General features: G+C 71.5%; 23 protein-coding genes and 1 tRNA gene. 11 read left to right on the top strand and 13 right to left on the bottom strand.

Annotation, left to right across the window (positions count from 1 at the left end):
* Positions 1-7: 7 nt before the first annotated feature.
* The 3 genes from LL648_RS04270 to LL648_RS04260 form a co-directional block, all read right to left on the bottom strand.
* Positions 8-1939: a glycosyltransferase gene (locus tag LL648_RS04270; RefSeq protein WP_232661077.1), complete on the bottom strand. Its 1932-nt coding sequence runs from the start codon at positions 1937-1939 to the stop codon at positions 8-10.
* An 87-nt stretch (positions 1940-2026) separates the two neighbouring features.
* Positions 2027-4801 (bottom strand): arabinosyltransferase domain-containing protein, encoded by a 2775-nt coding sequence (locus LL648_RS04265; RefSeq protein WP_232661076.1) that lies wholly within the window; start codon positions 4799-4801, stop codon positions 2027-2029.
* A gap of 666 nt (positions 4802-5467) precedes the next feature.
* On the bottom strand, positions 5468-5917 hold the full coding sequence (locus LL648_RS04260; protein WP_232661075.1) for a MarR family winged helix-turn-helix transcriptional regulator: 450 nt from the start codon (positions 5915-5917) through the stop codon (positions 5468-5470).
* A 54-nt stretch (positions 5918-5971) separates the two neighbouring features.
* Here LL648_RS04260 and LL648_RS04255 point away from each other — a divergent pair, with 54 nt between their 5' ends.
* Both LL648_RS04255 and LL648_RS04250 read left to right on the top strand, forming a co-directional pair.
* A complete protein-coding gene (locus LL648_RS04255) occupies positions 5972-6616 on the top strand; it encodes a nitroreductase family protein (RefSeq protein ID WP_232661074.1) in 645 nt (214 codons plus the stop codon).
* Positions 6617-6963: 347 nt separating this feature from the next.
* The gene (locus LL648_RS04250) at positions 6964-8358 is read left to right on the top strand and encodes an acyltransferase family protein (protein WP_232661073.1); all 1395 of its coding nucleotides are present in this window, start codon (positions 6964-6966) and stop codon (positions 8356-8358) included.
* A gap of 16 nt (positions 8359-8374) precedes the next feature.
* On the opposite strand, the gene LL648_RS04245 is transcribed toward LL648_RS04250, so the two are convergent.
* Together LL648_RS04245 and LL648_RS04240 are read right to left on the bottom strand one after the other, a co-directional pair.
* Positions 8375-9130: a decaprenylphospho-beta-D-erythro-pentofuranosid-2-ulose 2-reductase gene (locus LL648_RS04245; RefSeq protein ID WP_232661072.1), complete on the bottom strand. Its 756-nt coding sequence runs from the start codon at positions 9128-9130 to the stop codon at positions 8375-8377.
* Positions 9127-10437, bottom strand: a complete 1311-nt coding sequence (locus tag LL648_RS04240) for an FAD-binding protein (protein ID WP_374112003.1) — start codon at positions 10435-10437, stop codon at positions 9127-9129. The genes LL648_RS04245 and LL648_RS04240 overlap by 4 nt, the downstream gene beginning before the upstream one ends.
* 129 nt (positions 10438-10566) lie before the next feature.
* On the opposite strand from LL648_RS04240, the gene LL648_RS04235 reads away from it, so the two are divergent.
* The 3 genes from LL648_RS04235 to LL648_RS04225 all read left to right on the top strand — a co-directional run bounded on the left by LL648_RS04235 (position 10567) and on the right by LL648_RS04225 (position 12306).
* Positions 10567-10989 carry an uL11 family ribosomal protein gene (locus LL648_RS04235; RefSeq protein ID WP_232661070.1) on the top strand — a complete coding sequence of 141 codons (423 nt, stop codon included), beginning with the start codon at positions 10567-10569 and terminating at the stop codon, positions 10987-10989.
* 131 nt (positions 10990-11120) lie between these two features.
* A complete protein-coding gene (locus LL648_RS04230; protein WP_232661069.1) occupies positions 11121-11738 on the top strand; it encodes a DUF1707 SHOCT-like domain-containing protein in 618 nt (205 codons plus the stop codon).
* 160 nt (positions 11739-11898) lie between these two features.
* Positions 11899-12306 carry a GtrA family protein gene (locus LL648_RS04225; RefSeq protein WP_232661068.1) on the top strand — a complete coding sequence of 136 codons (408 nt, stop codon included), beginning with the start codon at positions 11899-11901 and terminating at the stop codon, positions 12304-12306.
* Between the two features lie 2 nt (positions 12307-12308).
* Here LL648_RS04225 and LL648_RS04220 read toward each other — a convergent pair whose 3' ends face one another.
* The 6 genes from LL648_RS04220 to LL648_RS04195 all read right to left on the bottom strand — a co-directional run bounded on the left by LL648_RS04220 (position 12309) and on the right by LL648_RS04195 (position 17505).
* Complete coding sequence (locus tag LL648_RS04220; protein WP_232661067.1) at positions 12309-12731, bottom strand: ester cyclase; 423 nt, start codon at positions 12729-12731, stop codon at positions 12309-12311.
* A 460-nt stretch (positions 12732-13191) separates the two neighbouring features.
* Positions 13192-14118, bottom strand: coding sequence for a galactofuranosyltransferase GlfT1 (gene glfT1, locus LL648_RS04215; protein WP_232661066.1), 927 nt, complete (start codon positions 14116-14118; stop codon positions 13192-13194).
* Positions 14115-14879, bottom strand: coding sequence for a galactan export ABC transporter ATP-binding subunit Wzt/RfbE (gene wzt / locus LL648_RS04210; RefSeq protein ID WP_232661065.1), 765 nt, complete (start codon positions 14877-14879; stop codon positions 14115-14117). Before wzt ends, glfT1 begins: the two co-directional genes overlap by 4 nt.
* Before the next feature lie 9 nt (positions 14880-14888).
* Positions 14889-15776, bottom strand: coding sequence for a galactan export ABC transporter permease subunit Wzm/RfbD (gene wzm / locus LL648_RS04205; protein ID WP_374111982.1), 888 nt, complete (start codon positions 15774-15776; stop codon positions 14889-14891).
* A 126-nt stretch (positions 15777-15902) separates the two neighbouring features.
* Positions 15903-16448, bottom strand: coding sequence for a bacterial proteasome activator family protein (locus LL648_RS04200; protein ID WP_374111981.1), 546 nt, complete (start codon positions 16446-16448; stop codon positions 15903-15905).
* 61 nt (positions 16449-16509) lie between these two features.
* On the bottom strand, positions 16510-17505 hold the full coding sequence (locus tag LL648_RS04195) for an NAD(P)H-quinone oxidoreductase (protein ID WP_232661064.1): 996 nt from the start codon (positions 17503-17505) through the stop codon (positions 16510-16512).
* A gap of 44 nt (positions 17506-17549) precedes the next feature.
* Here LL648_RS04195 and LL648_RS04190 point away from each other — a divergent pair, with 44 nt between their 5' ends.
* The 3 genes from LL648_RS04190 to LL648_RS04180 all read left to right on the top strand — a co-directional run bounded on the left by LL648_RS04190 (position 17550) and on the right by LL648_RS04180 (position 21407).
* Positions 17550-20303, top strand: a complete 2754-nt coding sequence (locus tag LL648_RS04190) for an ATP-binding protein (RefSeq protein ID WP_232661063.1) — start codon at positions 17550-17552, stop codon at positions 20301-20303.
* Between the two features lie 195 nt (positions 20304-20498).
* Positions 20499-20669, top strand: coding sequence for a hypothetical protein (locus LL648_RS04185; RefSeq protein WP_232661062.1), 171 nt, complete (start codon positions 20499-20501; stop codon positions 20667-20669).
* A 90-nt stretch (positions 20670-20759) separates the two neighbouring features.
* Positions 20760-21407, top strand: coding sequence for a GNAT family N-acetyltransferase (locus tag LL648_RS04180; protein WP_232661061.1), 648 nt, complete (start codon positions 20760-20762; stop codon positions 21405-21407).
* Positions 21408-21410: 3 nt separating this feature from the next.
* Here LL648_RS04180 and ypfJ read toward each other — a convergent pair whose 3' ends face one another.
* Positions 21411-22346, bottom strand: a complete 936-nt coding sequence (gene ypfJ / locus LL648_RS04175) for a KPN_02809 family neutral zinc metallopeptidase (protein ID WP_232661060.1) — start codon at positions 22344-22346, stop codon at positions 21411-21413.
* Between the two features lie 116 nt (positions 22347-22462).
* On the opposite strand from ypfJ, the gene LL648_RS04170 reads away from it, so the two are divergent.
* From LL648_RS04170 to LL648_RS04160, 3 genes are all read left to right on the top strand, one after another.
* Positions 22463-23650: an endonuclease/exonuclease/phosphatase family protein gene (locus tag LL648_RS04170; protein WP_232661059.1), complete on the top strand. Its 1188-nt coding sequence runs from the start codon at positions 22463-22465 to the stop codon at positions 23648-23650.
* 18 nt (positions 23651-23668) lie between these two features.
* Positions 23669-23756 (top strand) — tRNA-Ser (locus tag LL648_RS04165).
* A gap of 37 nt (positions 23757-23793) precedes the next feature.
* The gene (locus tag LL648_RS04160) at positions 23794-24900 is read left to right on the top strand and encodes a glycosyltransferase family 4 protein (RefSeq protein WP_232661058.1); all 1107 of its coding nucleotides are present in this window, start codon (positions 23794-23796) and stop codon (positions 24898-24900) included.
* A gap of 141 nt (positions 24901-25041) precedes the next feature.
* On the opposite strand, the gene LL648_RS04155 is transcribed toward LL648_RS04160, so the two are convergent.
* The coding region (locus tag LL648_RS04155) for a transposase (protein ID WP_232661057.1) at positions 25042-25417 on the bottom strand (376 nt) is incomplete at its 5' end.

Genomic DNA, 25417 nt, shown 5'->3' with positions numbered 1-25417 from the left:
GGACCTTCTACTGGTCGTCGACGCCGTAGAGGCGGGCCCAGTTGGCGCGGCTGGTCAGGTTGCCCATCTCCGCCCGGTAGCGCGCGGCCACGCCCGGCCCCTCGACGGCAAGCCTGCGCATGACGCGCGCGCCGCGCCGGGCCAGCTGCAGCGCAAGCTTGCGGTCGCGGGTGCGCACCCGGAAGCCCTGCTCGGACATGTCTGCGACCAGCGCCTTCTCGAACGTCGAGACGTGCCACCAGTGCGCGTCGCCGGCCGGGACGAAGCCCGTGCGGTGCGGCGCCCGCTCCAGCAGCAGGAACGCGAGCCGCTTGAGCCAGGTCAGGTTCGGCCGGCCGGGCGGGTTGGCCGCGCGGACGACCTGCACCTCGCGGAAGTCCTTCTTGTCGCCGCCGACCTCGCGCATCGGGTGCATGACGGTCTCCGGGTACGCGGCCCGGATGCGACGGATCTCCGCGGCGGCGGCCGCCGAGCCGTCATGCAGGATCTCCGGACCCTTCAGGAAGTCCTCGATCGCGGTGAGCATCGTGGCCGAGAGGCCGTAGTGCATCGAGACGAGGTAGTGCGAGAGCGTCTGGCTGAGCCTGCCGACGATCCGCCTGGTCGAGAAGCCGGTGTGCAGCGCGGCGGTGATGAGGCCGTTGCGCATGTTGAAGTACCGGTGCCACTCGTCCCAGTCCTTCCACCCGAAGTCGGCGTGCCACACGCCGGCCCCCGGCAGCGAGACGGTCGGGAACCCGGCCGCTCGTGCGCGGTAGCCGAACTCGACGTCGTCCCACTGGAAGAACAGGGGGAGCGGGTAGCCGATCGCCCGCACGATCGCGGCCGGGATCAGGCACGACCACCAGCCGTTGTACTCGGTGTCGACCCGCCGCTCCTGGTTGACGGGCAAGCCCTCCTTGTCGACGCCGAGCAGGTTGGCCTCGTGCAGCGCGCCCGGCATCGGGATGCCGACCCGCAGCAGCTCGATGTCGGCGTACTCCGCCGAAATGTGCAGCTGAGCGGGGTGCAGGAGGTTCAGCATCTGCCCGCCGACGATCGTCGGGTGCGTCGTGCTGGCGGCGAACCCGGTGAGGCGGATCAGGATCTCCGGCTCGAGCAGGACGTCGTCGTCCATGATGATGATGTCGGCCTGCTCGTGCGGCTCGCCGGCCATCGCGTTGAAGATGCCGCGCGTGAAACCGGCCGCGCCGCCGAGGTTGGGCTGGCGGACGTAGTTCAGCTGCTCGCCGAGCGCGGCGGCGACACCGGCGAACCGCGGCCGCGACTCGAGCGTGTCGTTGCCCTGGTCGACGACGTGGATCGTGCCGACGCGCGAGAGCGCGAGCGGGTCGTCGGCGAGCGCCTGCATGGTGTTTAGGCAGTCGTCCACACGGTTGAACGTGCAGATCACGACGTCGGTGCGGGCGAGCGGACGCTCGGTGGCGACGCTCCACCGGACGTCGGTGACCGAGAGCTCGCCGGTCTCGGTGGCGAGCTCCAGCCACATCCCGCCGCCGTCGACGAAGCGGTCGATGCGCCCGACCAGCCGGACGTGGCGCTCCTTGGCGTCGGTGAGCTCGGCCGCCGCGACGATGCGCCAGACCTTGTTGGTGTCGGACGCCATCAGTCGCACGCGACCGGTGCCGGACACGACGGCGTCGACCTCGACCTCGGTGGCGGCCGTCCAGCGCTGCCAGTAGGTGGCGTGGAAGCGCCCGAAGTACGTGTTGGTGCTGACCAGGCTGTTGGGCTCGATCCGGACGCCCGTGCGGTCGCGCTCGGCGGCACCGCGCTCGACGCGTGAGTACAGGTCCTCGGGGACGAGCGACGAGGGGCCGTAGAACAGCCCGCGTTGCGCGAGCAGACGCGCAGGCCCTTCGCTCTCATCCGGCTCGTGCCGCTCCGCTGGAGCCGGTGGGTTCACCGACGTGTCCGTGCTGTCCGGTGTGCGAAGCATGGAAGCGGCCGTCCTCCGGTCGGATGCATGGCTGGGCCCGTACTGCTCCATTGTGATGGCGGCATTCGACGAACCCGTTGCGGGGGGTCACCCAGGCGTGTCGTGTCCGGGAACCCGTGGCTGTCCGTCGAACGCGGTGCCGGCGACGCTGCGACCAGCCACATCCGGCGTCGGCTCGACCAGCGGCACGATCGGGAGCCAGGCGCGCAGCTGCACGGCGTCGCGCATCGGGTCGCCGCGCAGGAACGTCGCCATCCGGCGTTCGGTGACCAGCAGCCGCGATGCGGCAAATGGACCCCCGAAACCTGGCGAATAGGTGATCCCGGCGGAATCGTCGCTCTGCGGGGGTGCCACTCGCCACCGCGGGAGCGTCGCCGTGCCCGGGCCGAGGGCGGCGGGCGTGAGGCAGGGGAAGAGGAAGGCGACCGGCCAGTCGAGCATCGCGGTGCTGCCCGGCGGGAGGACGTCGAGCATCGGGGTGAGCCGGGGCACCCGGGGCAACGAGACCAACGCGGGTCGGGCTGCCGGGCCGGCCCCGACGAGCCGGACGGCGTCCGCGCCGGACGGGATCATGACCCGGAGGTCGAGCGGCGCGGTGCTGTCGATCCGCAGCGTGCGACGTCCGGCTGGCTGGCCACCCTTGGCGAACTCGACGGAGACGGCGTCGCTGCGCCCGACCGCGGTGACCACCACGGGCAGCGGGCCCGGCGCGAGCTCGAACCACGCGGTCTCGAACGGGCCGGTCGCGGCGATGCCGGGCAGTGTCGTGCCGCCGATGTCGACCGGGACGACGCCGGGTGTCCGCGGGCCGGGACGTTGCTGCAGCAGGCCCGCCATGGGATCGGTCTCGACCGAGAGCAGCGGCTGGGCACCGCACGGCTCGCCGCCGAGCGCCGCCAAGGTATCGGCCGCGGGTGTGTAGCCGTCGGGGTGGTCGACCGCGACCTTCACGAACCCGCCGACCTGCAACGTCAGCGCGAGCGCGATCACGAGGGCGGTCACGGAGGCCGCGGAAGGCATGCGGTCGCTGCGACCTCGCCCGCCGGCGCGCCGCCACGCTTCTCGGCCGGCCAGCCAGAGCACCGCGGCGCCGCCGCCGACGATGACGATCGTCGAGACCGGGACGCCGAGCACGCGCGGCGGGGTCGTGCTGAACGTCGGCTCGAACCAGTTCGCCGCGTACGGCCACACGTTCGCGCCGCTCAGCACCACCGCGGCCGTCGCGGTCACCGCGGCGAGGGCGCCGAGGTGCGCACGGGCGAACGTGACCAGCCCGAGCACGAGCACCGCGGCGCCGATACCCGCGAGCACCCCGAAGTGCTGCGTCCACTTCGTCGGGGTGAAGGCCAGCGCGGCGAGGCTGATCAGGAAGGTGAGCACGAGCCTCCTGGCGGGGCCGTGCGGGATGCCGGGCGTCCTGTGCAGGAGCGCGCCGGCCGCAGCGAGCAGCGTGAACAGGACGGCGGCCCGACGGCCGAGCGCGCCTTGGAAGTCGAGCGGCGCGAGCAGCGCCGCGTAGCGCTCGAACTCCTCGTACCACTGCAGCCCGCCACCGATCACAGCGCGGACCCGGATCGCCTCGACGATCGCCGCGGCGCTCTGGTCGTGCGCCATGAGCAGGAGCGCCGATGCCGGAGCTGCGAGCAGGACGGCCATGAGTGGAAGGCCGCGTTGCAGACGGAGCAGGCGGAGCAACGGGACCGCGGACGCCAGGAAGGGGGCGAACGCGACGAGGCCGCCGGGCGTCACCGCGGCCGTCGCCGTTGCTACGACCAGCGCGGACGCGAGGGGGCGGAGCCGGCGGGTGGCGACGGCCCGCTCGACGATCGCGTACACCGCGAGGGCCCCGACGGCCACCCACGGCTCCGGGCGCAGCCCCAGGTTGAACGGCACCCACCACGCCGCGAACGCCAGCGCCGCCAGCCAGGACGCCCACCGGTGACGGGTGATGCGGGGCAGCACCGCGCGGGAGAGCAGCCACCAACAGGTCAGGCCCAGCAGCGTCGAGGGCAGGCGCATCCACGCCGCGGTCGGCGAGGCGAGCGACCACAGGTGGTACAGCTCGTACACCCAGCTGAAGGGCGCTTCGGGGGCGTTGAGCCAGCGGTAGAGGTTGCCGATCAGCCCGTTGGTGCCGCGGCTGCGGACGATCCCGGCGATGTAGCCGTCGTCGACCGTCGCGGAGCCGACGACCCACCAGACGGCGAGCACGCCGGCGACCGCGGCGTCGACCGGGCGGGGGCGCCACCAGCCGCGGGGGAGCAGCCGCACCCGCCGCTCGCCGCGGCCGAGCGAGATCAGCATGCCGGCGAGCGCGGCCAGCGCGATCACGCCGATCGCGAGCTTGAGCGGCGAGATCGTCGTCTGGAAGCGGGTGTCGGTGGTGATCGTCGCGGCGACGGCGGCGCCGCTCAGGTCGCTGAACGCGCCGGCGACGTCCGGGCGGAGGTCGCCCGCCCTGTCGACGACCGGCATCCCGTCGACGACCAGCGCGGTTCGTGCGGGATCGGACGTGAACGTCGCCGCGCAGTCGCCGGCAGGCAGTGGGGCAGCGCCCAGGTCGACGCCGGCGCTCGTGACCTGCACGGACCCGTCGCGAGCGGTGATCGTGAGCCCGGCCAGCGGCTCCGCGGCCGGGTCGACGACCCGCGGCACGGTGGCGAAGACGGTGCCCTGCACACCCCGCAGCGTCGCGCACTCGAACCGCACCTCCAGCCGCGCGGGCTGGTAAGGCATGAGCGGGATCGCAGCCGGCCCGTCGGTAGCGGACCACGAGTACGTGGCGACGGGCTGCTCCACCGGGGCAAGCGGGAACGCCACCGCTGCGACCAGCGCCACCAGCCCGAACACCAGCACGCGCACGGGCGCAGCCTAGTGACCCGCGAGTCCCCCGTCCCCGCAGGCGAGCCCCCACTCCAGCGGGCGTGTCCCCCGTTTCCGCGCGCGAGTCCCACGTTCCGGCAGGCGAGTTCCCCGTTCCGGTTGGCGAGTCCCACGTTCCGGCGGGCGCCCTTTTCGGTGGGCGTCTCCCCGTATTCCGGTGGTGGGGATGGGCGCAACCAGGCGTCTCGAACGAGAGACTCGCGCGCTGACACGTGGGACTCGGGCGCGATGAGTAGGAAACGGTCAGGAGAGTGTGAACACGCCTCCCAGTACGAGGAGGATCGCGAGAACGATGAAGGCTGGTCGCCACGAGCTGTCCGGCCAGTTCGGGCTCAGCAAGTTCGCGAGCAGCGTCAAGAAGCCGCAGACGCACAGCGCGATGCCAGTAGTTCGGGATCCCTTCATCGAGGCTTGGCCTCTTTTGAAGGCGAAATGCATTCACCACCGGGGCGCTCCATGGGGAGCAACTATGCCCTTCTCGCAGTGTGCAGGGTGACAGCTCACCTGAATGTCGGAATCGAGTGCCCGCACGGTGGGCGTCTACAGGTGGACGGACCGTCCTTCCCCTCACCCGCCCAAATCTCCCCACCGTTTTGGGTGGATGCGCGCTGAAACGGCGCGCATCCACCCAAAACGGTGGGGAAGTCAGCCGGCCGCTGGTGGCGCCACCTCGTCCGCCAGCCGGCGGAGGTAGCCGCCGAACCGCTCGCGGTCCTCGGCGGCCCAGCTCGCCGTCAGCTGCTCGAACGTGTCGCGCTGCCACTCGTGCGACGCGGTGAGCAGTTTCTGTCCGGCGTCGGTGAGCTGCAGCGCCGCCCTGCGCCGGTCGTGCTCGGCGGTGGCGCGGGCGAGGTGGCCGGCGAGCGTGGCGTCGCGGACCATCCGGCTCGCACCGGAGTGGTCGAGGCCGAGCTGGTGCGCGACGTCGGCGACGGTCGCGTCCGGCCCGGCGGCCGCGACGGCCTCGATCGTCTGGACGTGCTGCACGTTGCGCATGTCGCCGGTGAGTCCCGTGGACGTCTGGTTCATCCATCGCCGCGACCAGAAGCGGACCAGGCGGAAGAGTGCCGGGCCGGCGTCACCGTCAGTGGTCATGGGGCAGAAGACTAGTGCCGTGACGGGCCGTCCGTGGGGAGGCATGATCGAACGATGACGCTTCCCTTAACCCCCGACGAGCTGCTGACGACGACCCGCTCCGTGCGCAAGCGCCTCGACCTCGACCGGCCGGTGCCGATGGAGCTGATCAGGGAGACCCTCGAGGTCGCGCTGCAGGCTCCGACCGGCAGCAACCTGCAGGGTTGGCACTGGATCGTGGTCACCGACGCCGAGCTGAAGGCGCAGATCGGCGCCTACTACAAGGAGTCGTTCGACTCCTATCGCAACTCGTCCGGGTACGCCACCCGCGCCGCGATGGGCAGCGAGGAGCGCCAGGCCGCGACGGTGCGGGTCGGTGCGTCGTCGGTCTACCTGTCAGAGGTCATGGGTCAGGTCCCGGTGCTCGTCCTCGCCTGCATCACGGCGAGCGCGGAGCTGCCGAACGGCAACCAGGCCGGCTTGTGGGGATCGTTGCTGCCCGCTGCGTGGAGCTTCCAGCTCGCCGCGCGGGCCCGCGGGCTCGGCACCGCGTGGACGACGCTGCACCTGAAGTACGAGCAGGAGATCTCGGAGCTGCTCGGCATCCCGCCGAACGTGCGTCAGGGTGTGCTGCTGCCCACCGCCTACTTCACCGGCGAGACCTTCAAGCCGGCCCATCGGGAACCGCTCGACAACGTCCTGCACGTCGACCGCTGGTAGCTAGTGCGGCGGCCACGAACGTCTACCGGGTCGCTCGCGCGCCCAGACGACGCCTCGCGGCGTTGCCGCCCTTGCAAAGACGCCCGGTCTGAGCTGCGGGCGGCGCCTTGCGACGCGCCGCCTGGATCACGCGATCAACCCGGCAACGTTCGTGGCCACCGCACTGGACACCCGTGTCAAGCGTGTCGCTCAGCGTGTCGGGCCCGATCTGGAGCAGGGCGTCCACATTGGCGTGACGCTGCACGATCGGGCGAAGATCCGTCAACGCTGAGTGACGCGTTCGCGCATCCCGGTACGTTCCGGGCGACACTCGTACCGCGGTCGTGAAATGCCTCGTTGACCAGTCCGTGACGAAGGCGAGCCCACGAACCACCCCATCCGGCGAACGTGCGACCTTCGCCGGTGAGATCAGAGGGCTGACCGGGCTGCGCATCGTCGCCGCGGCGTGGGTGGTGGTCTTCCACTTCCACTTCACGCCACTGCCCGGGGTGGCGGAGGTGGTCGGCGTCGTGGGGCCGCTGATCACCTCCGGGGCCCTTGGAGTCGACCTGTTCTTCGTGCTGAGCGGGTTCGTCATCGCCCACACCTACCTCGACAAGCTCGGCCCGGCGCTGCGGGTCGGGGCGACCGCGCGGTTCGGCTGGGCGCGGGCGGGCCGGATCTGGCCGGTCTACGTCGTGGTGTTCCACCTCTTCGGGGTGTGGTTGCTGGCCAGGACGATGCTCGGAGCCGACGGCGAAATCGCGTTCCAGGCCGTGCAACCCGTGCTCAGCGTCGGTGAGTGGCTCCAGCAGCTCTTCATGATCCAGCTGTGGGACCAGCCGTTCTTCGATGGCGCGTCGTGGGTCGGTGCCACCTGGTCGATCAGCGCGGAATGGCTGGCCTACCTGCTGTTCCCGGTCGCGGCGCTCGCGTTCTACCGGATGCGCAGGCTGCCCGCTGCGGTGCTGGTGCTGGCCGCGCTCGTGCTGATGGCACCGATGGCGGCCGCCTACCTGACGGCGGGCCACCCGTACTACCCGTGGAGCTGGCTGGTGCGGATCCTCTGCGGGTTCGCCGCGGGCGTCTTCATGCTCATGGCGGTGCGGCGGATGCGCTGGACCTCACGCGTGCGACGCGGCGCCTCCGTGCTCGCGGTCGTGATCCCCGGGCTGATCGCGGTGGGCCTGCTGCTCGGTGAGCTGTTGGGGCCCGGCCGCGGCGGCGCCGTCATCGTGCTGTTCCCGCTGCTCGTCGCGACGATCGCGGTGGCGGACCGCGGCCCGGTGATGCTGCTGTCGAGCCGCGCCGCCAACTACGGCGGACGCCTCTCCTACAGCCTCTACCTCGTGCACATCCCGGTCTTCGAGGTGTTCTGGCTCGCGCTGCGCCGCTTCGAGTGGCTGCGGCCGGACTCGGTGCTCACGCACGTCGTCGCGCTGGGTGTGCTGCTCTCGACGCTGCTCGTTGCGGCGATCGCGTTCCGGCTGGTCGAGGAGCCGTCGCGGCTCGGCATGCGCCGGATGGCGCAGAAGCGGGAGCCGGTTGTTCCGGTCGTGTCGGCACAGCGCGTCGACCTGGTCGCGTCGTTCCGGGCCGCCCGCGAGCTCGGCCCGCGCCACGCGTCCGTTCCCGGCAGGCAGCCGAAGCTCGCCGCGGCGCTCGTGCAAGCGCAGCGGCGCCGGCCGGTGCACGGCAGCGACCTGCTGGCCGACCTCGAACGTGCCGGCATCCTGCGCAACGGCTACCTGCACACGCCGTGAACAGCGCCGTGAAAGCTCAGCCGGGTATGCGACGGAAAACCGCACGCGGCAGGTGCCGCAGCACGCTCATCAACACGCGCACCGGCGCCGGGGCCCACACCAGCTCACGGCGCTTGCGCACCGCGTCCACCACCACGGCGGCGACGGCCTCCGGGGTGGTGGACAGCGGTGCCGGCGACATCCCCTCGGTCATCTTCGAGTGGACGAAGCCCGGGCGCACGATCGTGACGTGCACGCCGTGCGGCCGCAGCGCCTCGGTCAGCCCGTAGTAGAAGGCGTCGAGCCCGGCCTTCGTCGAGCCGTAGACGAAGTTCGAGCGCCGGGCCCGCTCCGCGGCGACCGACGAGAACGCGACGACCGAGCCGTGCCCCTGCTGGCGCAGCCGCTCGGCGAGCGCGACCCCGACCGACACCGCGGCGGTGTAGTTGACCTGCGCCATCTCGACGGCCGTTGCGGCGTCGGTCCACGCCTTCTCGTTGTCGCCGAGCAGCCCGAACGCGACGATCGAGACGTCGATGTCGCCACCGGCGAACGCCTTGCTGATGACGTCGGCGTGCGACTCGAAGTCTTTTGCGTCGAACGGCAGCACCTCGACGCCGCAGCGCAGCTTCTCCAGCCGCGCCTTGGCCGCGTCGAGCCGCTCGGACGGTCGACCGGCCAGCACGACGCGCAGCGGCCGGTCGGATGCGAAGGCCTCGACGACCGCGAGCCCGATGTCGGACGTGCCGCCGAGCAGGAGAATGCTCTGCGGGTTGCCAACTGCGTCGATCACGTGAGCTCCAAGCGTCGGGACATGTCGGACGCGAACACGCCCTCCGGGTCGGCGGTCTCGCGGATCTTGCGCCACTCGTCGATGCGCGGGTAGCCGCGGCGGATCGTCTCGGCGCTCGCGCGCGACTCCTTGGCCAGGTAGAGCCGTCCGCCGGCGCCGAGCACCAGCTCGTCGAGCTCGTCGCAGAAGCGGTGCAGGCCGCGGGTGATCGGGAAGTCGACGGTGATCGTCCAGCCCGGCCGGGGGAACGAGAGCGGCGCTGCGTTGCCCTCGCCGAACCGCTTGAACACGTTGAGCCCGGAGACGTACGGCGACTGCGCGATCTTCTCGACGATCCGGCGGATCGTCGGCTCCTCACCGAGCGGCACCACGAACTGGTACTGCAGGAACCCGCGCGACCCGAAGATCCGGTTCCAGTCGCCGAACAGGTCGAGCACCTGGTAGAAGGCCGTGATGTTCTGGACGGAACCATGCTTGCGCTTCGGCGCCTTGCGGTACCAGAGCTCGCTGAACGCCCGCAGCGTGACGCGGTTGGCCAGCCCGTTCGGGAACACGTCGGGGAACGAGAGCAGCTGCGGCGCCTCGAACTTCAACGGGTCGCTGCGCAGCTTCGCCGGCAGCTGGTCGACCGTCGCGAGCGAGCCGCGGGTGAGGACGGAGCGGCCGAGCTGCGCGCCCGTGGTCGTGGTGTCGAACCACGCGGCCGAGTAGCCGTACGAGTCGTCCGAGCCGTCGGTGAGCAGTGCGAGCAGCTCGTCGAGGTCGGCGGTCCGGTCGGTGTCGACGACGAAGTACGCCGACTCGGTGCGGTGCAGCTGCACGGTGGCGCGCACGATCACACCGGTCAGGCCCATGCCGCCGACGGTCGCCCAGAACAGCTCCGACTCGGCGCCGTCCGGGGTGAGGGTGCGGACGGTGCCGTCGGCCATCACCACGTCCATCGAGAGGACGTGGTTGCCGAAGCTGCCCTTGGTGTGGTGGTTCTTGCCATGGACGTCCGTGCCGATCGCGCCGCCGATCGTCACCTGCCGGGTGCCGGGGAGCACCGGGACCCACAGACCGAACGGCAGCGCCCGGCGCATCAGCGTGTCGAGGCTGACCCCGCCGTCGAGGATGACGATGCCGGTGTCGGCGTCGATCGAGTGGATCGTCGCCAGGCCGGTCATGTCGAGCACGGTGCCGCCGGCGTTCTGCGCCGGGTCGCCGTAGGAGCGGCCGAGTCCGCGGGCGATGACGCCGCGCCGGCCTGCCGTGGTGACGGCTGCCACCACGTCCTCGATCGAACGAGGGGTGAGCACCCTCGCCATGGTGGGGGCGGTGCGGCCCCACCCCCGCAAGCTGGCGCTCGACCCGGTACTGGACATCGCAAGCCAGGCTACCGCGGTCGGGAAATCCGGTTTGAGCCTCCACCTGCTGGAAGGCCCACGGTGGTCGGCATGCCTCCGAAGAGACCGACCCACAAGGTGACGCTGCAGCTCACGGGTGGTTCCGCCGCCGTCGTCGACCTCGGCAAGATGCTCGGCCAGACCGGCGTGAACCTCGTCGAGATCAAGCGGCGCTACGACGAGATGAGCTCGTCGCAGCGCGGCGACATCGTGCCCGTCGAGGTGACGGTGTTCGACGACCGCTCGTTCGCGCTGCGGCTCAAGACGCCGCCGACCGCGTTCCTCATCCGGCGCGCGTTGGACGGCAAGGGCTCGTCGCGGCCCGGCCACGAGACCGCCGGCACGCTGAGCACCGAGACCCTCCGCGCCATCGCGCTGCGCAAGCTGCCCGACCTCAACACCACCGACATCGACGCCGCGATGCGCACGGTGGCGGGGACGGCGCGGTCGATGGGGGTGATGGTCGCGGGGTGACGCCGCCGGCCGCCAACTTCCCCACCGTTTTGGGCGGATGCGCGCCAAATCGGCGCGCAAGTGCCCAAAACGGTGGGGAAGTCGCGTCGCGGCCCCGGCTCGGACGTCCCGCCCTCGGTATCCTGCGGGACGTGAGCGAGCAGCCGTCCGGCATCCGGATCTCCGACGCCGACCGCGAGCGGGCGGCGGCGCTCCTGCACAAGGCGATGGGGGAGGGGCGCATCACCCTGACCGAGCTGGAGGAGCGCCTCGACGTCGTCTACGCGGCGAAGTACGAGGCCGACCTGCGCCCTCCGCTGGCCGACCTCCCCGGCGGGGAGGTCGCGATCCCGTCCGCTGCCGCCGTCGCGGCGCCGGGTGGGGCGCTCGCCCAGCCCGACACCTCGGTGCCGCCCGTCGTGTTGCGCGCCGGCATGTCGACGATCAAGCGCAGCGGCGAGTGGGACGTCCCGCCGCGCATCCGCGTGCAGAGCACGATGGGCTCGGTGATCCTCGACTTCTGCGACACCCCGATCCCGCACGCCGTCGTCGACATCGAGGTCGACCTCGGCGCCGGTTCCGCGAAGCTGCTGGTGCCCGACGAGTCGACCGCCAACGTCGACGGCGTCGCGGCGGGGATGGGCACGGTCAAGAGCAACGTCCCGTCCGTGCAGCGGGTCGGCGTGCCGCACTTCGTCGTGCACGGTCACGCCGGGATGGGCTCGGTGACGGTCCGCCGCCGCTACCGGCTGGGCGGCCGCAAGTTCTGAGGGCTGGTCCCGGAGGAGGGCAGGAAAGCCACTTTCCTGCCCTGTGAGGGCCGGAAAGTGGCTTTGCTGCCCTCGCGTGCGGAAGGCAGCACGACGCATCGCGGCCGGGGCCCGTCGCCCTGCCGCGAGCCGCCGGCGCTCGCGGCGATACTCTGAAAGCGTGACGAGCACCGCGGAGGCCGACATCAGCCTCACCGCGCAGCTGAGCCGGTTCGTGCTGATCGGCGCGCTCTCGGCCGCCGTCGACCTCGGCAGCTACCACGCCCTGCTCGCGCTGGGGCTGTGGGTGCACGCCGCGAAGGCGATCAGCTTCATCCTCGGCACCACCACCGCGTACCTGCTCAACCGGCGCTTCACGTTCGCCGCTTCAGCCGGCGGTCGCACCAGGTTCGCCGGGTTCGTGCTCCTCTACGGCACCACGTTCACGATCAACGTCGGCGTGAACGCGCTGATGCTGTTCGTGCTCCCTGAGATGCCGTTCCGCGTGACGGCGGCGTGGGTGATCGCGCAAGGCACCGCCACAGTGATCAACTTCGTGATGCTGCGCACGGTCGTCTTCCGCAACTGACGTCACCCGGCGGGCGGCGGCATGCGCCCCAGCTGGACGAGCAAGGTCACCTGGTCGTAGAAGAGCTCGCCGCGGACGATCTTGCCGGCCGCGTCGAACGTCATCACCTCGCAGAACTGCGCGCTCAACGCCCGGCCGGTCGCGGGCATCGGGCCGAGCGACCCGTCGTTCGTCCCGGTCGCGAGGAACAGCGCGACGCTCGTGTCGCCGCCGTCGATGTACCGGGCGTTGGTGACGGCGGCATCGGAGAAGGCGGTCGTCCAGCCGCCCTGGAGGTAGTCGATGAACTCGGCGGGGCCCTTGACGGTCACGCCGCGCGGGACGTCGGTGTATTCGGCGTCGGCCGCGAGGTCCTCGACGGTTCGGGCCCAGTCGCGTTCGTTGAAGGCTTCATGTGCTCGACGGTGCTGATCGGTGCTGGACATGGCACCCCCTTCGAAGTTGGGCGGCCAGAGTAGACCTGCCTCCAACTGGGGTGCACCGCCGAACAGAGCAGCTGCTCAGCGTCTTCTGCGCCTGGCCGGGTCAGCAGTGCTTGCGAGGGAATGCGGGGCTGCAGGGGCCGCATGAGGTGCGCCACCGATAATCGTACAGATATTCGTACGCCCAGCGGGTATGCGTCTCCTCGTCCCACACGCAATCGCAGCGCTTGTACTCGCAGAACTGCGCCGTGGCGGTGGCACGCGGCGCCACGCGTTCCAACAGGAGATCGGCGAGTCGGGCCACGTGATCCATTCAGATCTCCTCGCTTGCGTTCAATTCCAACGATCCGGACGCTACTAGCGCGCCCTTCCTTTCGTCAACGTGGCGGGTGTTCAGACAGGAAAGAAGAAATCTTCTCGGCAGTTGAGGGCGGCCTGATTTCCGTTCTGCTTCCTATTTCGGTCAGTGCCGGCGGAACCGCTCCCGGCGGCCTTCCCTGACGAGTCGCAGCCACTGCATGAACTCGCGCGGGCTGCGTTTCGTGACCAGGAAGTAGAAGGCGAACCGGGGCAGCTCCAGCAGCCCGACCTTCCGCATCCCCGGCTGCGAGATCAGGTACCCGCGGTTGCGGTAGGTGTAGAAGCGCTTGACGGCGTCGTCGGGGTCGCGGGCGTGCAATCGGCCCCGCAGCATCGGCTTGTCGTCGCTCTCGCCGGTCGGGTGCAGGTACGCCGCGCGCAGCGCAGTGCCGAACGGGAGGCCGGTGCGCACGAGCCGACGGTGGATCTCCACCTCGTCCCCGCGGACGAAGAGCCGCAGGTCGGGCACCCCGACGGCGTCGATCGTCGACGCCCGGAAGAGCGCCCCGTTGAACAGCGCGGCGATCCCGGGCAGCAGCTCGTCGTCGGCGCCGTGCCCGGTGTCGGCGGCGAGCGCCGCGCGGGAGCGGTGCCACGTCAGCCCGCGCCGGACGGCGAACGCGAGCCGGTCGGGCTCGTCCATGTCGGCGACCGTGGGGGAGACGGCCGCGAGCCCACGCCGTTCCGCGAGCTCGACGAGCGTCGCGAGCACGGTGTCGTCGGCGGCGTGGCCGTCGTCGTCGCCGAGCCAGATCCACTCGGCGCCCATCGCCAGCGCGTGCAGGATGCCGAGCGCGAACCCGCCCGCGCCGCCGAGGTTGTGCCACGACGGGATCCAGGTCGCAGGCAGCCCGCACGCCTCCACTACATCGCGTGCCGGCTGGTCGGGCCCGTTGTCGACGACGACGAGGTGCGCGATCGGGTGGGTCTGCTTGGCCAGCGCGGCGAGCGCGTCGACCAGCAGCTCGGTGCGGTGGCGGGTGACGACGACGGCGACGACCGAGCCGGGCGGCAGCGGCGCCGAGGTCACCGGGCCTCGATCTCGGCGAGCACGTCGCGGCCCTTGTAGTGGTGCAGCACCTCACGCAGCGGGCCCTGCTCGCGGACGGTGCCGTGGTCCATCCAGATCGCGGTGTCGCAGAGGTCGGCGAGGAACTCGTCGGAGTGCGAGGCGAACACGAGGATCCCGGAGCGCTCGACCAGCTCGAACAGCCGTGTGCGCGCCTTGGCGAGGAACTCGGCGTCGACGGCGCCGATGCCCTCGTCGAGGAGCAGGATCTCCGGGTCGATGCTGGTCACGACGCCGAGCGCGAGCCGGACGCGCATCCCCGTCGAGTACGTGCGCAGCGGCATCGACAGGTAGTCGCCGAGCTCGGTGAACTCGGCGATGTCGTCGACCCGGCTCTCCATCTGCTTGCGGGTCATCCCGAGGAACAGCCCGCGGATGAGGATGTTCTCCAGGCCGGAGATCTCGGGGTCCATCCCGACGGCGAGGTCGAAGATCGGCGCCACCTTGCCGACGACCTGCGCGCGGCCGCGGGTGGGCTCGTAGATGCCGGACATGAGGCGCAGCAGCGTGGTCTTGCCGGCGCCGTTGTGGCCGACCAGCGCAACGCGGTCGCCCTTGCGCAGCGAGATGTTGATGTCGCGCAGCGCCTCGATGATCGGGACCTTCGAGTCGGTGCCGATCTTGCCGCCGGCCCGGCCGAGCACGGCCTTCTTGAGCGAGCGCGTCTTGGCGTCGAAGATCGGGAAGTCGACGCCTGCGCCGTCGATGTCGATGCTGACCATTGCGGTACCTCAGACCCAGTACGCGACGCGCGCGCGGTAGTTGCGGAGGCACACCAGCGCGGCGGCGACTCCGACGATCGTGATCGCCCCGACGACCACCCAGTGCCGCCAGACGATCTCGTGGCCGATCAGCGGCTGCCGGATGATCTCGACGAAGTGCATCACCGGGTTCAGCTCGACGATGCGCGCGCGTTCGGCGAAGGCGGCGTTTCGTAGGAGCGTCTCGTACTGCCAGACGATCGGTGTCATGAAGAACAGCAGCTGGGTGACGCTCGCGATGATCGGCGGGATGTCGCGGAAGCGGGTGGCGATGATCCCGGCCAGCACCGTGATCCACGCGCCGTTGATCACCAGCAGCATGAACGCGGGGATCGCGAGCAGCACCGACCAGTTGAGCGGCGTCTGGAAGATGATCACCACGGCGACCCAGACGACCAGGTTGTGCACGAAGAACAGCGTCTGCCGCCACACCAGCCGGTAGACGTGCAGGCTCAGCGGCGCCGGCAGGAACTTGATCAGCCCCTCGTTCGCGATGAAGACCTCGCTGCCCTCGAGGATGCAGCCCTCGACGAACTTCCAGATCAACATCCCGGTGGCGACGTACGGCAGGAAGGTGGAGATCTTCTCGTCGAACAGCGCCCCGTAGAGGACGCCCATCGCCGTGGCGATGACGGCCATGCTGATGCTGATCCACAGCGGCCCGAGCACCGAGCGGCGGTAGCGCTGCTTGATGTCCTGCCAGCCGAGGTAGCCCCACAGCGGCCGTTGCGTCCAACCCTGCCCCAGGTCGTTGAACGCGCGTCGCCAGCTGCGTGGGCCTGCGGCATCGGCAATCACGGGACGCGCGGACGTCCCGCCATCGGCCCGGTCGTCACCGGTGGTCATCGTCGCTGCCACCCGGCGAGGGTACCGGCGCGCACGGCGCTGGGCGCCGCGACCGTCCCGGACGCCAGGAAAGCCACTTTCCTGGCACCTGACGCCAGGAAAGTGGCTTTCATGGCACTCTCTCGACCCGCGGAGCGCCTACAGGTACTGGCCCGTTCCACGGCCGAGGCCGCCGCCTTCCTGACCGGGCGGCACCGCACCCGGCGGCAGGCCCCTGCGCATCTGCTCCAGCTGCGCCCGAGCGGCCATCTGCTGGGCGAACAGCGCCGTCTGGATGCCGTGGAACACGCCTTCGAGCCAGCCGACGAGCTGGGCCTGCGCGATGCGCAGCTCGGCGTCCGACGGGATGTTGTCGTCGGTGAAGGGCAGGCTGAGGCGGTGCAGCTCCTCACGCAGCTCGGGCGAGAGGCCGTCCTCGAGCTCCTTGATGGAGTTCTCGTGGATCTCCTTGAGCCGCGCCCTCGACGCATCGTCGAGCGGAGCGGCCCGCACCTCCTCGAGGAGCTGCTTGATCATCGTGCCGATCCGCATCACCTTGGCCGGCTGCTCGACCATCGACCCGAGACCTTCCTGCTCCTCGCCGTCCTCGCCCTGCGGCACGCGCGCCATGCCGACCGGCCTGCCGTCCGGCCCGACGACCATGACCTGGTGCTCGCCGTTCTCCTGCTCCGATGGCTGGCTCATGATCTCCATGTTCCGTGCTCGTTGACGTGCGACTCGTCCCACCGTATAGGGATCGGGTCGGTCACCGCCCCGCCGGTGCGACGAGCACGAGCTTTCCGACGACGCCGCCCTTGTCCAGCAGCGCGTGCGCCGAGCCGGCCTCCTCCATCGGGAGCCGGTCGTGCACGACCGGCTGCACCTTGCCCTCGGCGATCAGCGGCCACACCTGCTCGCGCACCCCGGCGACAACCGCGCCCTTGCCGTTGGGGCCCTCGACCGGCCGCCCGCGCAGCCCCATCGCAGTGATGCTGGCCCGCTTGGCCAGCAGCGCGCCGATGTTCAGCTCGGCCTTCACCCCGCCCTGCATACCGATGATGAGCAGGCGTCCGTCCTTCGCCAGCGCCTTGATGTTCGCCGCGAGGCCCTTGGCGCCCATGTTGTCGAGGATGACGTCGGCGCCGTGCCCGTCGGTGGCCGCGAGCAGGGCGTCGGGGATGTCGTCGTGGTAGTCGATGACGATGTCGGCGCCCAGCTCGCGGCAGCGTTCCAGCCGGTCGGGGGCGCCTGCGGTGGCGGCGACCCGCGCGCCGAGCGCCTTCGCCACCTGGATGGCGTGCGTGCCGATGCCGCTGCTGCCGCCCTGGATGAGGAACGTCTCACCGGCCGCGAGCCGACCCGTGTGCACGACGTTCGACCAGACGGTGCACGCCACTTCGGGTAGGCCGGCCGCGGTGACGATGTCGACGCCCTCGGGGAGCGGGAGGAGCTGCGCGGCCGGCACGGCGACCTTCTCGGCGTATCCGCCGCTGGCGAGCAGTGCGCAGACCTCGTCGCCCACGTTCCAGCCGGTGACGCCTTCGCCGAGCGCGGCGACCCGCCCGGAGCACTCCATCCCGATGATGTCGGACGCACCTGGCGGCGGCGGGTACATCCCTTGGCGTTGCAGCAGGTCGGCGCGGTTGACCGCACTCGCGACGACGTCGAGGAGCACCTCGCCGGGGCCGGCGACCGGGTCGGGGACCTCGGTCCACTCCATCACGTCGGGGCCGCCGGGTTCGCGCACGGTGATCGCATGCATGGACGCGACGCTATCCCGTCCGCCCGCAAGGCAGAATCGTCGACGTGTCCGATCCGGTGAATGCGCTGTCGCCACGCGAGGCCGAGGTGTTGGCCGCGCTCGGCGAGCACCTGACGAACGCCGAGATCGCGACGAAGCTCTACATCTCGATCCGCACGGTGGAGAGCCACGTCTCGTCGTTGCTGCGCAAGCTCGGGGCGAGCGACCGGCGGGCGCTTGCCGCGCTCGCCGTCCAGGGCCAGCAGTCGGAGGGCACCACGCAGCTCCCGGTGCCGCAGCTGCCGGCGCCGCTCTCGTCGTTCGTCGGGCGGGCCGCCGAACGCGCGGAGCTGGCCGCAGCGCTGCGGTCGAGCAGGCTGGTCACGGCCGTCGGGCCGGGTGGGGTCGGCAAGACGCGGCTCGCGCTGACGGTCGCGGCCGACGTCGCGGCCGACTACGCCGACGGCGCTCGGTACGTCGACCTGCTCCCGGTCACCGACGACGCCTCGGTCGCCGCGGCCGTCGCGGGCGCGCTGGGGCTGGGCGAGCAGCAGGGCCGCTCGGTCGAGGAGACGATCGCGGGCTGGGTCGCCCCGCGCTGGCTGCTGCTCGTGCTGGACAACACCGAGCACCTCGCGGACGGGGTCGCGATGCTGGTGGAGCGCTTGCTCGTGCGCAGCGCCGGCCTCACCGTGCTCGCCACGAGCCGGGCCCGGCTGATGCTCCCGTTCGAGCGGGTCTTCCCGGTCGACGGTCTCTCCCTGCCCTCCGACGGCGACGCCGTCACGTTGTTCGTCGAGCGGGCGGCGATCGCCGGTGCCGTCCCGCCCGACCGCGACCGCGTCGCCCGCATCTGCCGTGCACTCGACGGCGTCCCGCTGGCCATCGAGCTGGCCGCCGCCCGGCTGCCGGCCGTCGGGATCGACGGGCTGGAAGCGGGGCTGGCCGAGCGGCTCGACCTGCTCGTCGGGTCGCGCCGCGTCGACGAGCGGCACCGGTCGCTGCGCTCGACGCTCGACTGGAGTGCCGCGCTGCTCGACGACGAGTCGCGCACTGTGCTGCGTCGCGTTGCGGTCTTCGCCGGCGCGTTCCGTGCCGAGTCGGCGGCCGCGGTGGTCGGCGGGCCGCCGGTCGCGCCGGAGATGGTCGCCGTGCGGCTGGGGCAGCTGGTCGAGCAGAGCCTGCTCGTCGCCGTCCCGGCCGGGGACGTCATGCGCTACCGCATGCTCGAGACCGTCCGCCAGTACGGCCTGGAGCTGCTCGCGGAGGCCGACGAGCAGGTGTTGCTCCGTGATCGCCACCTGCGGTGGTGTCGCGAGGCGGGCGCCGCGCTGCTGGCCCGCTCGCCCGTCGACGCACAGTGGCGCGCGGCGTTCGACCAGCTCGCCGACGAGCTGCGCAGGGCGTTGAGCTGGGCGAAGTCGGTCGTCGACCGGCGGGGCGACGCGCACGACGCCGCCGTAGTGCTCGCCGCGCTGGCGCACCGGCGCGGTATGCCGGCCGAGGCGCAGCGGCGGTCCGAGCAGGCGGCCGAGCTGGCCGGCAGTGAGCTGCTGGTGAGCGTCGCGCTAGGTCGCGCGGCCGGCTCGGCGCAGGCCCGCCTCGCCGGGAACGACGCGTTGCGCCTGCACCGGAGTGCCGCGGAGGCGGCATTGCGGGCCGGCCTGCCCACCGTCGCCTCGGTGCACCTCGCCCGCGTCGTCGAGCTGAGCCACCGATCGCCGGGGATCATCGTCACCCTGCCGGAACCGGACGAGCTGGAGCGGACGCTCGCCGAGGCGAGCCGCCACGCCGGTGACGACCCAGTCGCGCAGGCGTGGATCGCCACGGCGATCGCGTTCCGCTACGCGATGGCGGAACCGGGCAGGTTCGCCAACGTCGAGCGCGCGCTGGAGCTGGCCCGGCGCTCCGGCGACCCGCTGGTCGAGAGCTCGGCGCTCGACTGCGCGACCACGTTGCAGCTCACCGACGGCGACGTCGCGGGCGCGCTGGCCAGCGCCAGGAGGCGGCTGGAGATCCTCGCGCCGCTCCCGCTCGACGCCGAGATCGGCTTCGAGCTGGCCGACGCGCTCGGGATGACGACCGAGACGGCGATCGCGACCGGGGACTTCGAGACCGCGAAGAACACCGCCCGGCAGCTGGTGGAGCTGCCGCTGCACCGCGAGGTCGGGCACGTCGCCGCGCAGCGTTCGATCGTCGTGGCCGCGCTGGTCGGCGACTGGGACACGATGTTCGTCAACGCGGAGCTGTTCATCGACGGCTGGGAGGCGGCGGGACGGCCGCGGATCGGCGGCTTCCGCCGAGCCGTCCGGGCGGTGACCACCGTCTGCGGGATGAAGGCCGACGAGGCCGGTCAGGCCCGCTGGACGGAGGTGCTGGAGCAACTGCGCTCGACGCGGCACCGGATCGAGAACGAGTGCGGCGAGGAGCTCTTCACGGCCCTCCTGCACCTGCACCGCAACGACCACGCGAGCGCCACGGCAGTGCTCTCGCAGCACCCGCACCACGTCATCGGCCTGCTCGACGGCGTCTGGCGGCCGTGGCTCGCGGCGCTGTCGGTCGAGGCTGCCGCGCTGGCCGGGGCCGCCGACATCGCGGAGCGGGTGGCATCAGCGCGGCGCGCCACCGACGGCAGCGCGGTGGCCGCGCTGATCGTCGACAGGGCGGCGGCCTACGCGACCGGCGACACCGACGGCATCCGCACCGCCGGCAAGGCGATGCTCGCCGCCGGCTGCCGCTACCAGTGGGCGCGCAGCCTGGTGCTGGCCGGCGACGAGGAAGGCCCGGCGGCCATGGCCGCGCTCGGCGCCACCACCTGACCCCCAACTTCCCCACCGTTTTGGGTGGATGCGCGCCCCACAGGCGCGCAAGTGCCCAAAACGGTGGGGAACTTCTGCACGGCTCCGTGGCGGGTTTCCGTGGTGGCTCCGTGGTCGGCACGGATGTCCGGCGATGAGTTTCCCGAGATCGTTGGGTCAACACAGAAACAGCACCACAACACCTCGGGAGCCACGATGTACGACTCGATCACCACCGCCATCGCCGCCGAGCACCGCCGCGACCTGCAGGCCCAGGCCGCCGCTCACCGCGCCGCGCGCACCGTGGCCCGCCGGCGCCGCTCGGTGCTCCGCGTCGCCATCGCCGCGATGCAGCCCAGGATGACGCTGGTACCGGCTACGCGATGAGCCGACCGGACGCCACGGCGGCGAGGGGTGCCGTGACGTCCGGCGTTAACCCGTCGAGAGGGCCCTGCCGGGCTGGGATGATCTGCCGGCATGGAGCACCCCGACCCGTGGCCGTTGCGCCACCTCGTCATCCGCACCCCGCGTCTGGAACTGCGGCCCGACGACGACGCCGGGCTGCTGGAGCTGGTCGAGGAGACCCATCTCGGCATCCACCCGCCCGCGGAGATGCCGTTCGCCGTCGCGTGGACCGACGCCGACCCGGCCGTCATCGGCCGGCTGTCGATGCAGCACTACTGGGCGGTCCGCGCGCAGTTCACCCCGGCGCGGTGGGACCTCAACCTGCTCGTGCGGCACGAGGGTCGGGTGATCGGCATGCAGGGCCTGCTCGCCACCGAGTTCGGCATCTCGCGCGAGGTCGCCACAGGCTCGTGGATCGGCATGCGCCACCAGCGCCGCGGCTTCGGCACGGAGATGCGGGCGGCCGTCCTGCAGTTCGCGTTCGACCACCTCGGCGCCACTCGGGCCAGGTCGGCAGCTGCGGCGGTCAACACCGCGTCCCGGCGGGTCTCGCAGAAGCTCGGCTACCGCGAGGACGGCACCGAGTGCGTCGTCCGGCGCGGCAAGCCGACGGTGAACGTCCGGCTGGTGCTCGACGAGCCCGGGTTCGTCCGTCCCGGCTGGACGGCCGAGGTCGAGGGCCTCGACGCCTGCCGCGAGCTGCTAGGAGCGCCCTGCTAGGGATCAGCCCAGGTTGACGCCGCGGGAGAACGTGTCGCACTGCGAGGGGTCGCCCGTCCGGTAGCCGGTGCTGTACCACTTCTCGCGCTGCGCGGAGCTGCCATGGCTGAACTGGCTCTCGTCGACGCGGCCGCCGCCGAGCTCCGACTGGATGTAGTCGTCGCCGATCTTCTCCGCGGTGTCGAGCGCGGCGGCGACGTCCTCCTTCGTGACCTCGGTGATCAGCGGGCGGCCGGACGAGGTCGGCACGGTCTTCGCGTGGTTGGCCCACACCCCCGCGTAGCAGTCGGCCTGCAGCTCGAGCCGCACGGAGCCGGACGTCGGGCCGGTGTCGCCGGCCCGCACCCGGTCGGTCGTGCCGAGCAGCGCCTGGATGTGGTGCCCGTACTCGTGCGCGATGACGTAGGCCCTGGAGAACGGGCCGCCCTGGGCGCCGAAGCGGCTCTCCAGCTCGTTGAAGAACGAAAGGTCGATGTAGACCTCGTTGTCGCCGGGGCAGTAGAACGGCCCGGTCGACGAGCTGGCCGTGCCGCACCCGGTGCTGACGCCGCCGCTGAAGAAGTTGGTGCGCGGCGGTTGGTAGGTCTTGCCGGAGCGGGCGAACGTGTCGCTCCAGTAGCCGTCGAGCGAGTTGACGACGGCAACGACCTCGCAGTCGAGCTTGGAGTTCGCCTCGCGCCCGCTGCGGCAGCTCGACGCGAGCTCGGACGTGTCGCTGACGCCCCCGCCGCCGCCCGACGGCTGGTCGAGGCCGCTGGGCAGGGAGATCCCGCCGGACCCGCCGAGCTGCGAGATCAGGAAGTAGATGATCAGGCCGACGATGCCGAGGCCACCGCCGCCGATCGCGACGCGGCCGCCCATCGGGCTCCCGCCGCCGCCTCCGCCACGGAGGTCGTCGATGTTCGAAGTGTCGAGATCGGCGTTCTCGTCGAACCGCATCGTTGCCTCCGGATCCGGTGTCGGCGTGATCAGACCACACCACCACGTACCCGGTCGATCGGGACGGCATGTGCTCGTGTCACGGCGCGTTCACCATCACCTGGGAGGGTGATCGCATGTCCCGCCGCCTGCTCACCGTCCTGACGGCCGTGCTCGCGCCAGTCGTGCTGGCGACGACGGCGTCGTGCACCTCCGCGCCGGCCCAGCCGCCACCTGCGCCGGAGCAGGTGCGGGTCGCGACCTTCAACGCGTCGCTGAACCGCGCGGCGGAAGGTGAGCTCGTCGCCGATCTCTCCACGCCGGACGACCCGCAGGCGCGCAAGGTCGCCGAGGTCGTCCAGCGGGCGCGCCCCGACATCCTGCTGATCAACGAGTTCGACTACGCGCCCGCGGCCGTCGACCTCTTCCGCACCAACTACCTGGGGCTGAGCCAGGAGGGCGCCGAGCCGATCGACTACCCGCACGCCTTCGTCGCCCCGTCCAACACGGGTGTGCCCAGCGGGTTCGACCTCGACAACAACGGCACCGTCGGCGGCCCGAACGACGCGCTGGCCTTCGGCCAGTTCCCCGGCCAGTACGGCATGCTCGTGCTTTCGCGGTTCCCGATCGACACCGCCGCCGTCCGGACGTTCCAGCAATTCCTGTGGAAGGACCTGCCGGGTGCGCGGCTGCCCGCCGGCGGCTACTACTCGCCGGAGGAGCTGGCGGTGCTGCCGCTCTCGTCGAAGTCGCACTGGGACATCCCGGTGCGGGTGGGCGCGCAGACCGTGCACGTCCTCGCCGCGCACCCGACCCCGCCGTCCTTCGACGGCCCGGAGAACCGCAACGGGCTGCGCAACGCCGACGAGATCGCGTTCTGGCGGCTGTACGTCCAGCCCGGCGACCAGGCGCAGGCGCTCGTCGACGACGCAGGCCGGCGCGGCGGGCTCGCCGACGGCGAGCGGTTCGTCATCCTCGGCGACCAGAACTCCGACCCGTTCGACGGCGACTCGGTGCCCGGCGCGGCCCAGCAGATCCTCACGGCGCACCGCGTGATCGACAGCGAGCCCGGGTCCGACGGTGCGGTCGAGGCGAGCAAGTTGCAAGGCGGCCCCAACACGACCCACCGCGGTGACCCGCGCCTCGACACCGCCGACTTCGGCGAACCCGCGCCCGGCAACCTCCGCGTCGACCACGTGCTGCCCTCCGAACCGATGGAGGTGCGGGGCAGCGGCGTGTTCTGGCCGGTCGCCGCCGACCCGCTGGCACGGCTCAACGACACCTCCGACCACCACCTCGTATGGGTGGACCTCACGGTGCGGTGACCCGGTAGCCTCCGACGTGGAAGCGTGGCAGAGCGGCCTAATGCACTCGCCTTGAAAGCGAGAGACCCGCAAGGGTCCGGGGGTTCAAATCCCTCCGCTTCCGCCACAGCGGCTCGATGACGGCGATCCTTTGGTGTGGGGCGATGCGTTTCACGCTGATCGGGCCGGCCTTCCCGTGGCGGGGCGGGCTGCCGTTGTTGACGAGCGAGCTGGCCTTCCGGTTGGAGGCGGCGGAGCACCACGTCGTCGTGCGGACCTGGAGCGTGCAGGGGCCGGCCCGGTTGCTGCCCGCGCAGCGGCACCCGTTGCAAGCGCCGGAGTCGAGGGCGTTCCCGACCGTGCGCGAGCCGCTCTCGTGGCGCAACCCGCTGCACTGGAGGCGCGTCGGGCGGCGGTCCGGCACGTCGGACGTCGTGATCCTGATCTTCTACACGACCGTGCAAGCGCCCGCGCTGGCCGCGGTGGCGCGGGTCGCCCGCCGTCGGGGTTCGCGGGTGGTCGTGATCTGCGCCAACGCCGTGCCGCACGAGATCCGGCGCGGTGACCGCACGCTCATGTCGCTGCTGATGCGGGCGGCCGACGCCGTGCTCGTGCACACGGATGCCGAGCGCACGGCGTTGCGGCGGATCACCGGTAGGCCCGTCGAGGTTGCGCCGCTGCCGCCCCACCTCCCCACCGGACAGCGCGCGGAGCACCGCCCCGACCGCCCGGCGACCGGACGGCTGCTGTTCTTCGGGAAGGTCCGGCGCTACAAGGGCGTGGACGTGCTGCTCAGAGCGCTCGTCGACGTGCCGGACAGGCGGCTGGGCATCGTCGGCGAGTTCTACGAACAGGAATCGGAGTTGCGGGCGCTCGTCGCCCGGCTCGGCCTCGTGAACCGGGTGGACGTCCGCCCCGGCTACCTGGCGGCGGCGGAGATCCCGGAGCTGTTCGCGCAGTTCGACGCGCTCGTGCTGCCTTACCGCACCGCAACCGCGTCGCAGCACGTCGCGCTCGCCCACTGGCACGGCCTGCCGGTGGTCGCGACGCGGGTCGGCAACTTCCCGCACACCGTCCGGGACGGCGAGGACGGCCTGCTGTGCGCACCGGACGACCCCGCCGACCTCGCAAGGGCGATCCGCACCCTCTACGAGCCCGGCCGGCTGGAACGCCTCCGCTCCGGGATCGAGCCGACGGACGCGGCCACAGAGACGACCTGGTCGACCTACCTGACGACGATCGAGCACCTGGCCGGCGAACCAACGCGATGAGCCTCGGGTTCGGGGAGGGCAGCAAAGCCACTTTCAGGCCCTGGGGAGCCTGTTGCGATTTTGTTTTGATCGCTGGGGGTCGTGTGGCAGTGCTGTGAGGACGGGGCGGCGGGGAGAGGCCGGAGGCCTCGCTCCGCTGTTCTAGGCGGTTCTTGGTTGGGTGGTGTGCCAGCGTCGGAGGTTGTGCACGGCGGCGGCGAGGTTCAGCTCGCCGAGGCAGTTCTTCAGGCCGCGCATGCTGAAGGTGCGCAGACCGATGCGGTCTTTGAGGTGTCCGTTGACCGGTTCGACGGTGGCGCCGCGTTGGCGGTAGAGCGCGGCACCTTCAGGGGTGCGTAGCCGGTGACGCATCGCCTCGATCGGGCCGGCCTCGCCGGGTGGTGGCCCGCTGGCCGGGTCCGTGCGGGCTTGCGCTGCCACCTGGTGGGCTTTCCCGGTCGCGATCAACCGGTCCGGACCGGGCGCGGTCAGGTTCTCGACGCTGCAGTAGCCAGCATCAGCCAGCACGACCCCCAAC

The sequence above is a fragment of the Pseudonocardia sp. TRM90224 genome, from assembly GCF_021245725.1.
In the GTDB taxonomy this organism is placed as follows: Bacteria; Actinomycetota; Actinomycetes; order Mycobacteriales; family Pseudonocardiaceae; genus Pseudonocardia.
Note: the sequence above shows the minus strand (reverse complement) of the source record. Positions and strands in the feature narration are given on the sequence as shown.

Coding starts and splice junctions, on each gene's coding strand:
- LL648_RS04180 (WP_232661061.1), top strand. CDS start 20,760: ATGGAGCACCCCGACCCGTGGCCGTTGCGCCACCTCGTCATCCGCACC.
- LL648_RS04260 (WP_232661075.1), bottom strand. CDS start 5,917: ATGACCACTGACGGTGACGCCGGCCCGGCACTCTTCCGCCTGGTCCGC.
- LL648_RS04220 (WP_232661067.1), bottom strand. CDS start 12,731: ATGTCCAGCACCGATCAGCACCGTCGAGCACATGAAGCCTTCAACGAA.
- ypfJ (WP_232661060.1), bottom strand. CDS start 22,346: ATGCGGTTCGACGAGAACGCCGATCTCGACACTTCGAACATCGACGAC.
- LL648_RS04240 (WP_374112003.1), bottom strand. CDS start 10,437: ATGGCGAGGGTGCTCACCCCTCGTTCGATCGAGGACGTGGTGGCAGCC.
- wzt (WP_232661065.1), bottom strand. CDS start 14,879: ATGGTCAGCATCGACATCGACGGCGCAGGCGTCGACTTCCCGATCTTC.
- LL648_RS04235 (WP_232661070.1), top strand. CDS start 10,567: ATGCCTCCGAAGAGACCGACCCACAAGGTGACGCTGCAGCTCACGGGT.
- LL648_RS04270 (WP_232661077.1), bottom strand. CDS start 1,939: ATGCTTCGCACACCGGACAGCACGGACACGTCGGTGAACCCACCGGCT.
- LL648_RS04195 (WP_232661064.1), bottom strand. CDS start 17,505: ATGCATGCGATCACCGTGCGCGAACCCGGCGGCCCCGACGTGATGGAG.
- LL648_RS04170 (WP_232661059.1), top strand. CDS start 22,463: ATGTCCCGCCGCCTGCTCACCGTCCTGACGGCCGTGCTCGCGCCAGTC.
- LL648_RS04160 (WP_232661058.1), top strand. CDS start 23,794: ATGCGTTTCACGCTGATCGGGCCGGCCTTCCCGTGGCGGGGCGGGCTG.
- LL648_RS04255 (WP_232661074.1), top strand. CDS start 5,972: ATGACGCTTCCCTTAACCCCCGACGAGCTGCTGACGACGACCCGCTCC.
- LL648_RS04185 (WP_232661062.1), top strand. CDS start 20,499: ATGTACGACTCGATCACCACCGCCATCGCCGCCGAGCACCGCCGCGAC.
- LL648_RS04200 (WP_374111981.1), bottom strand. CDS start 16,448: ATGAGCCAGCCATCGGAGCAGGAGAACGGCGAGCACCAGGTCATGGTC.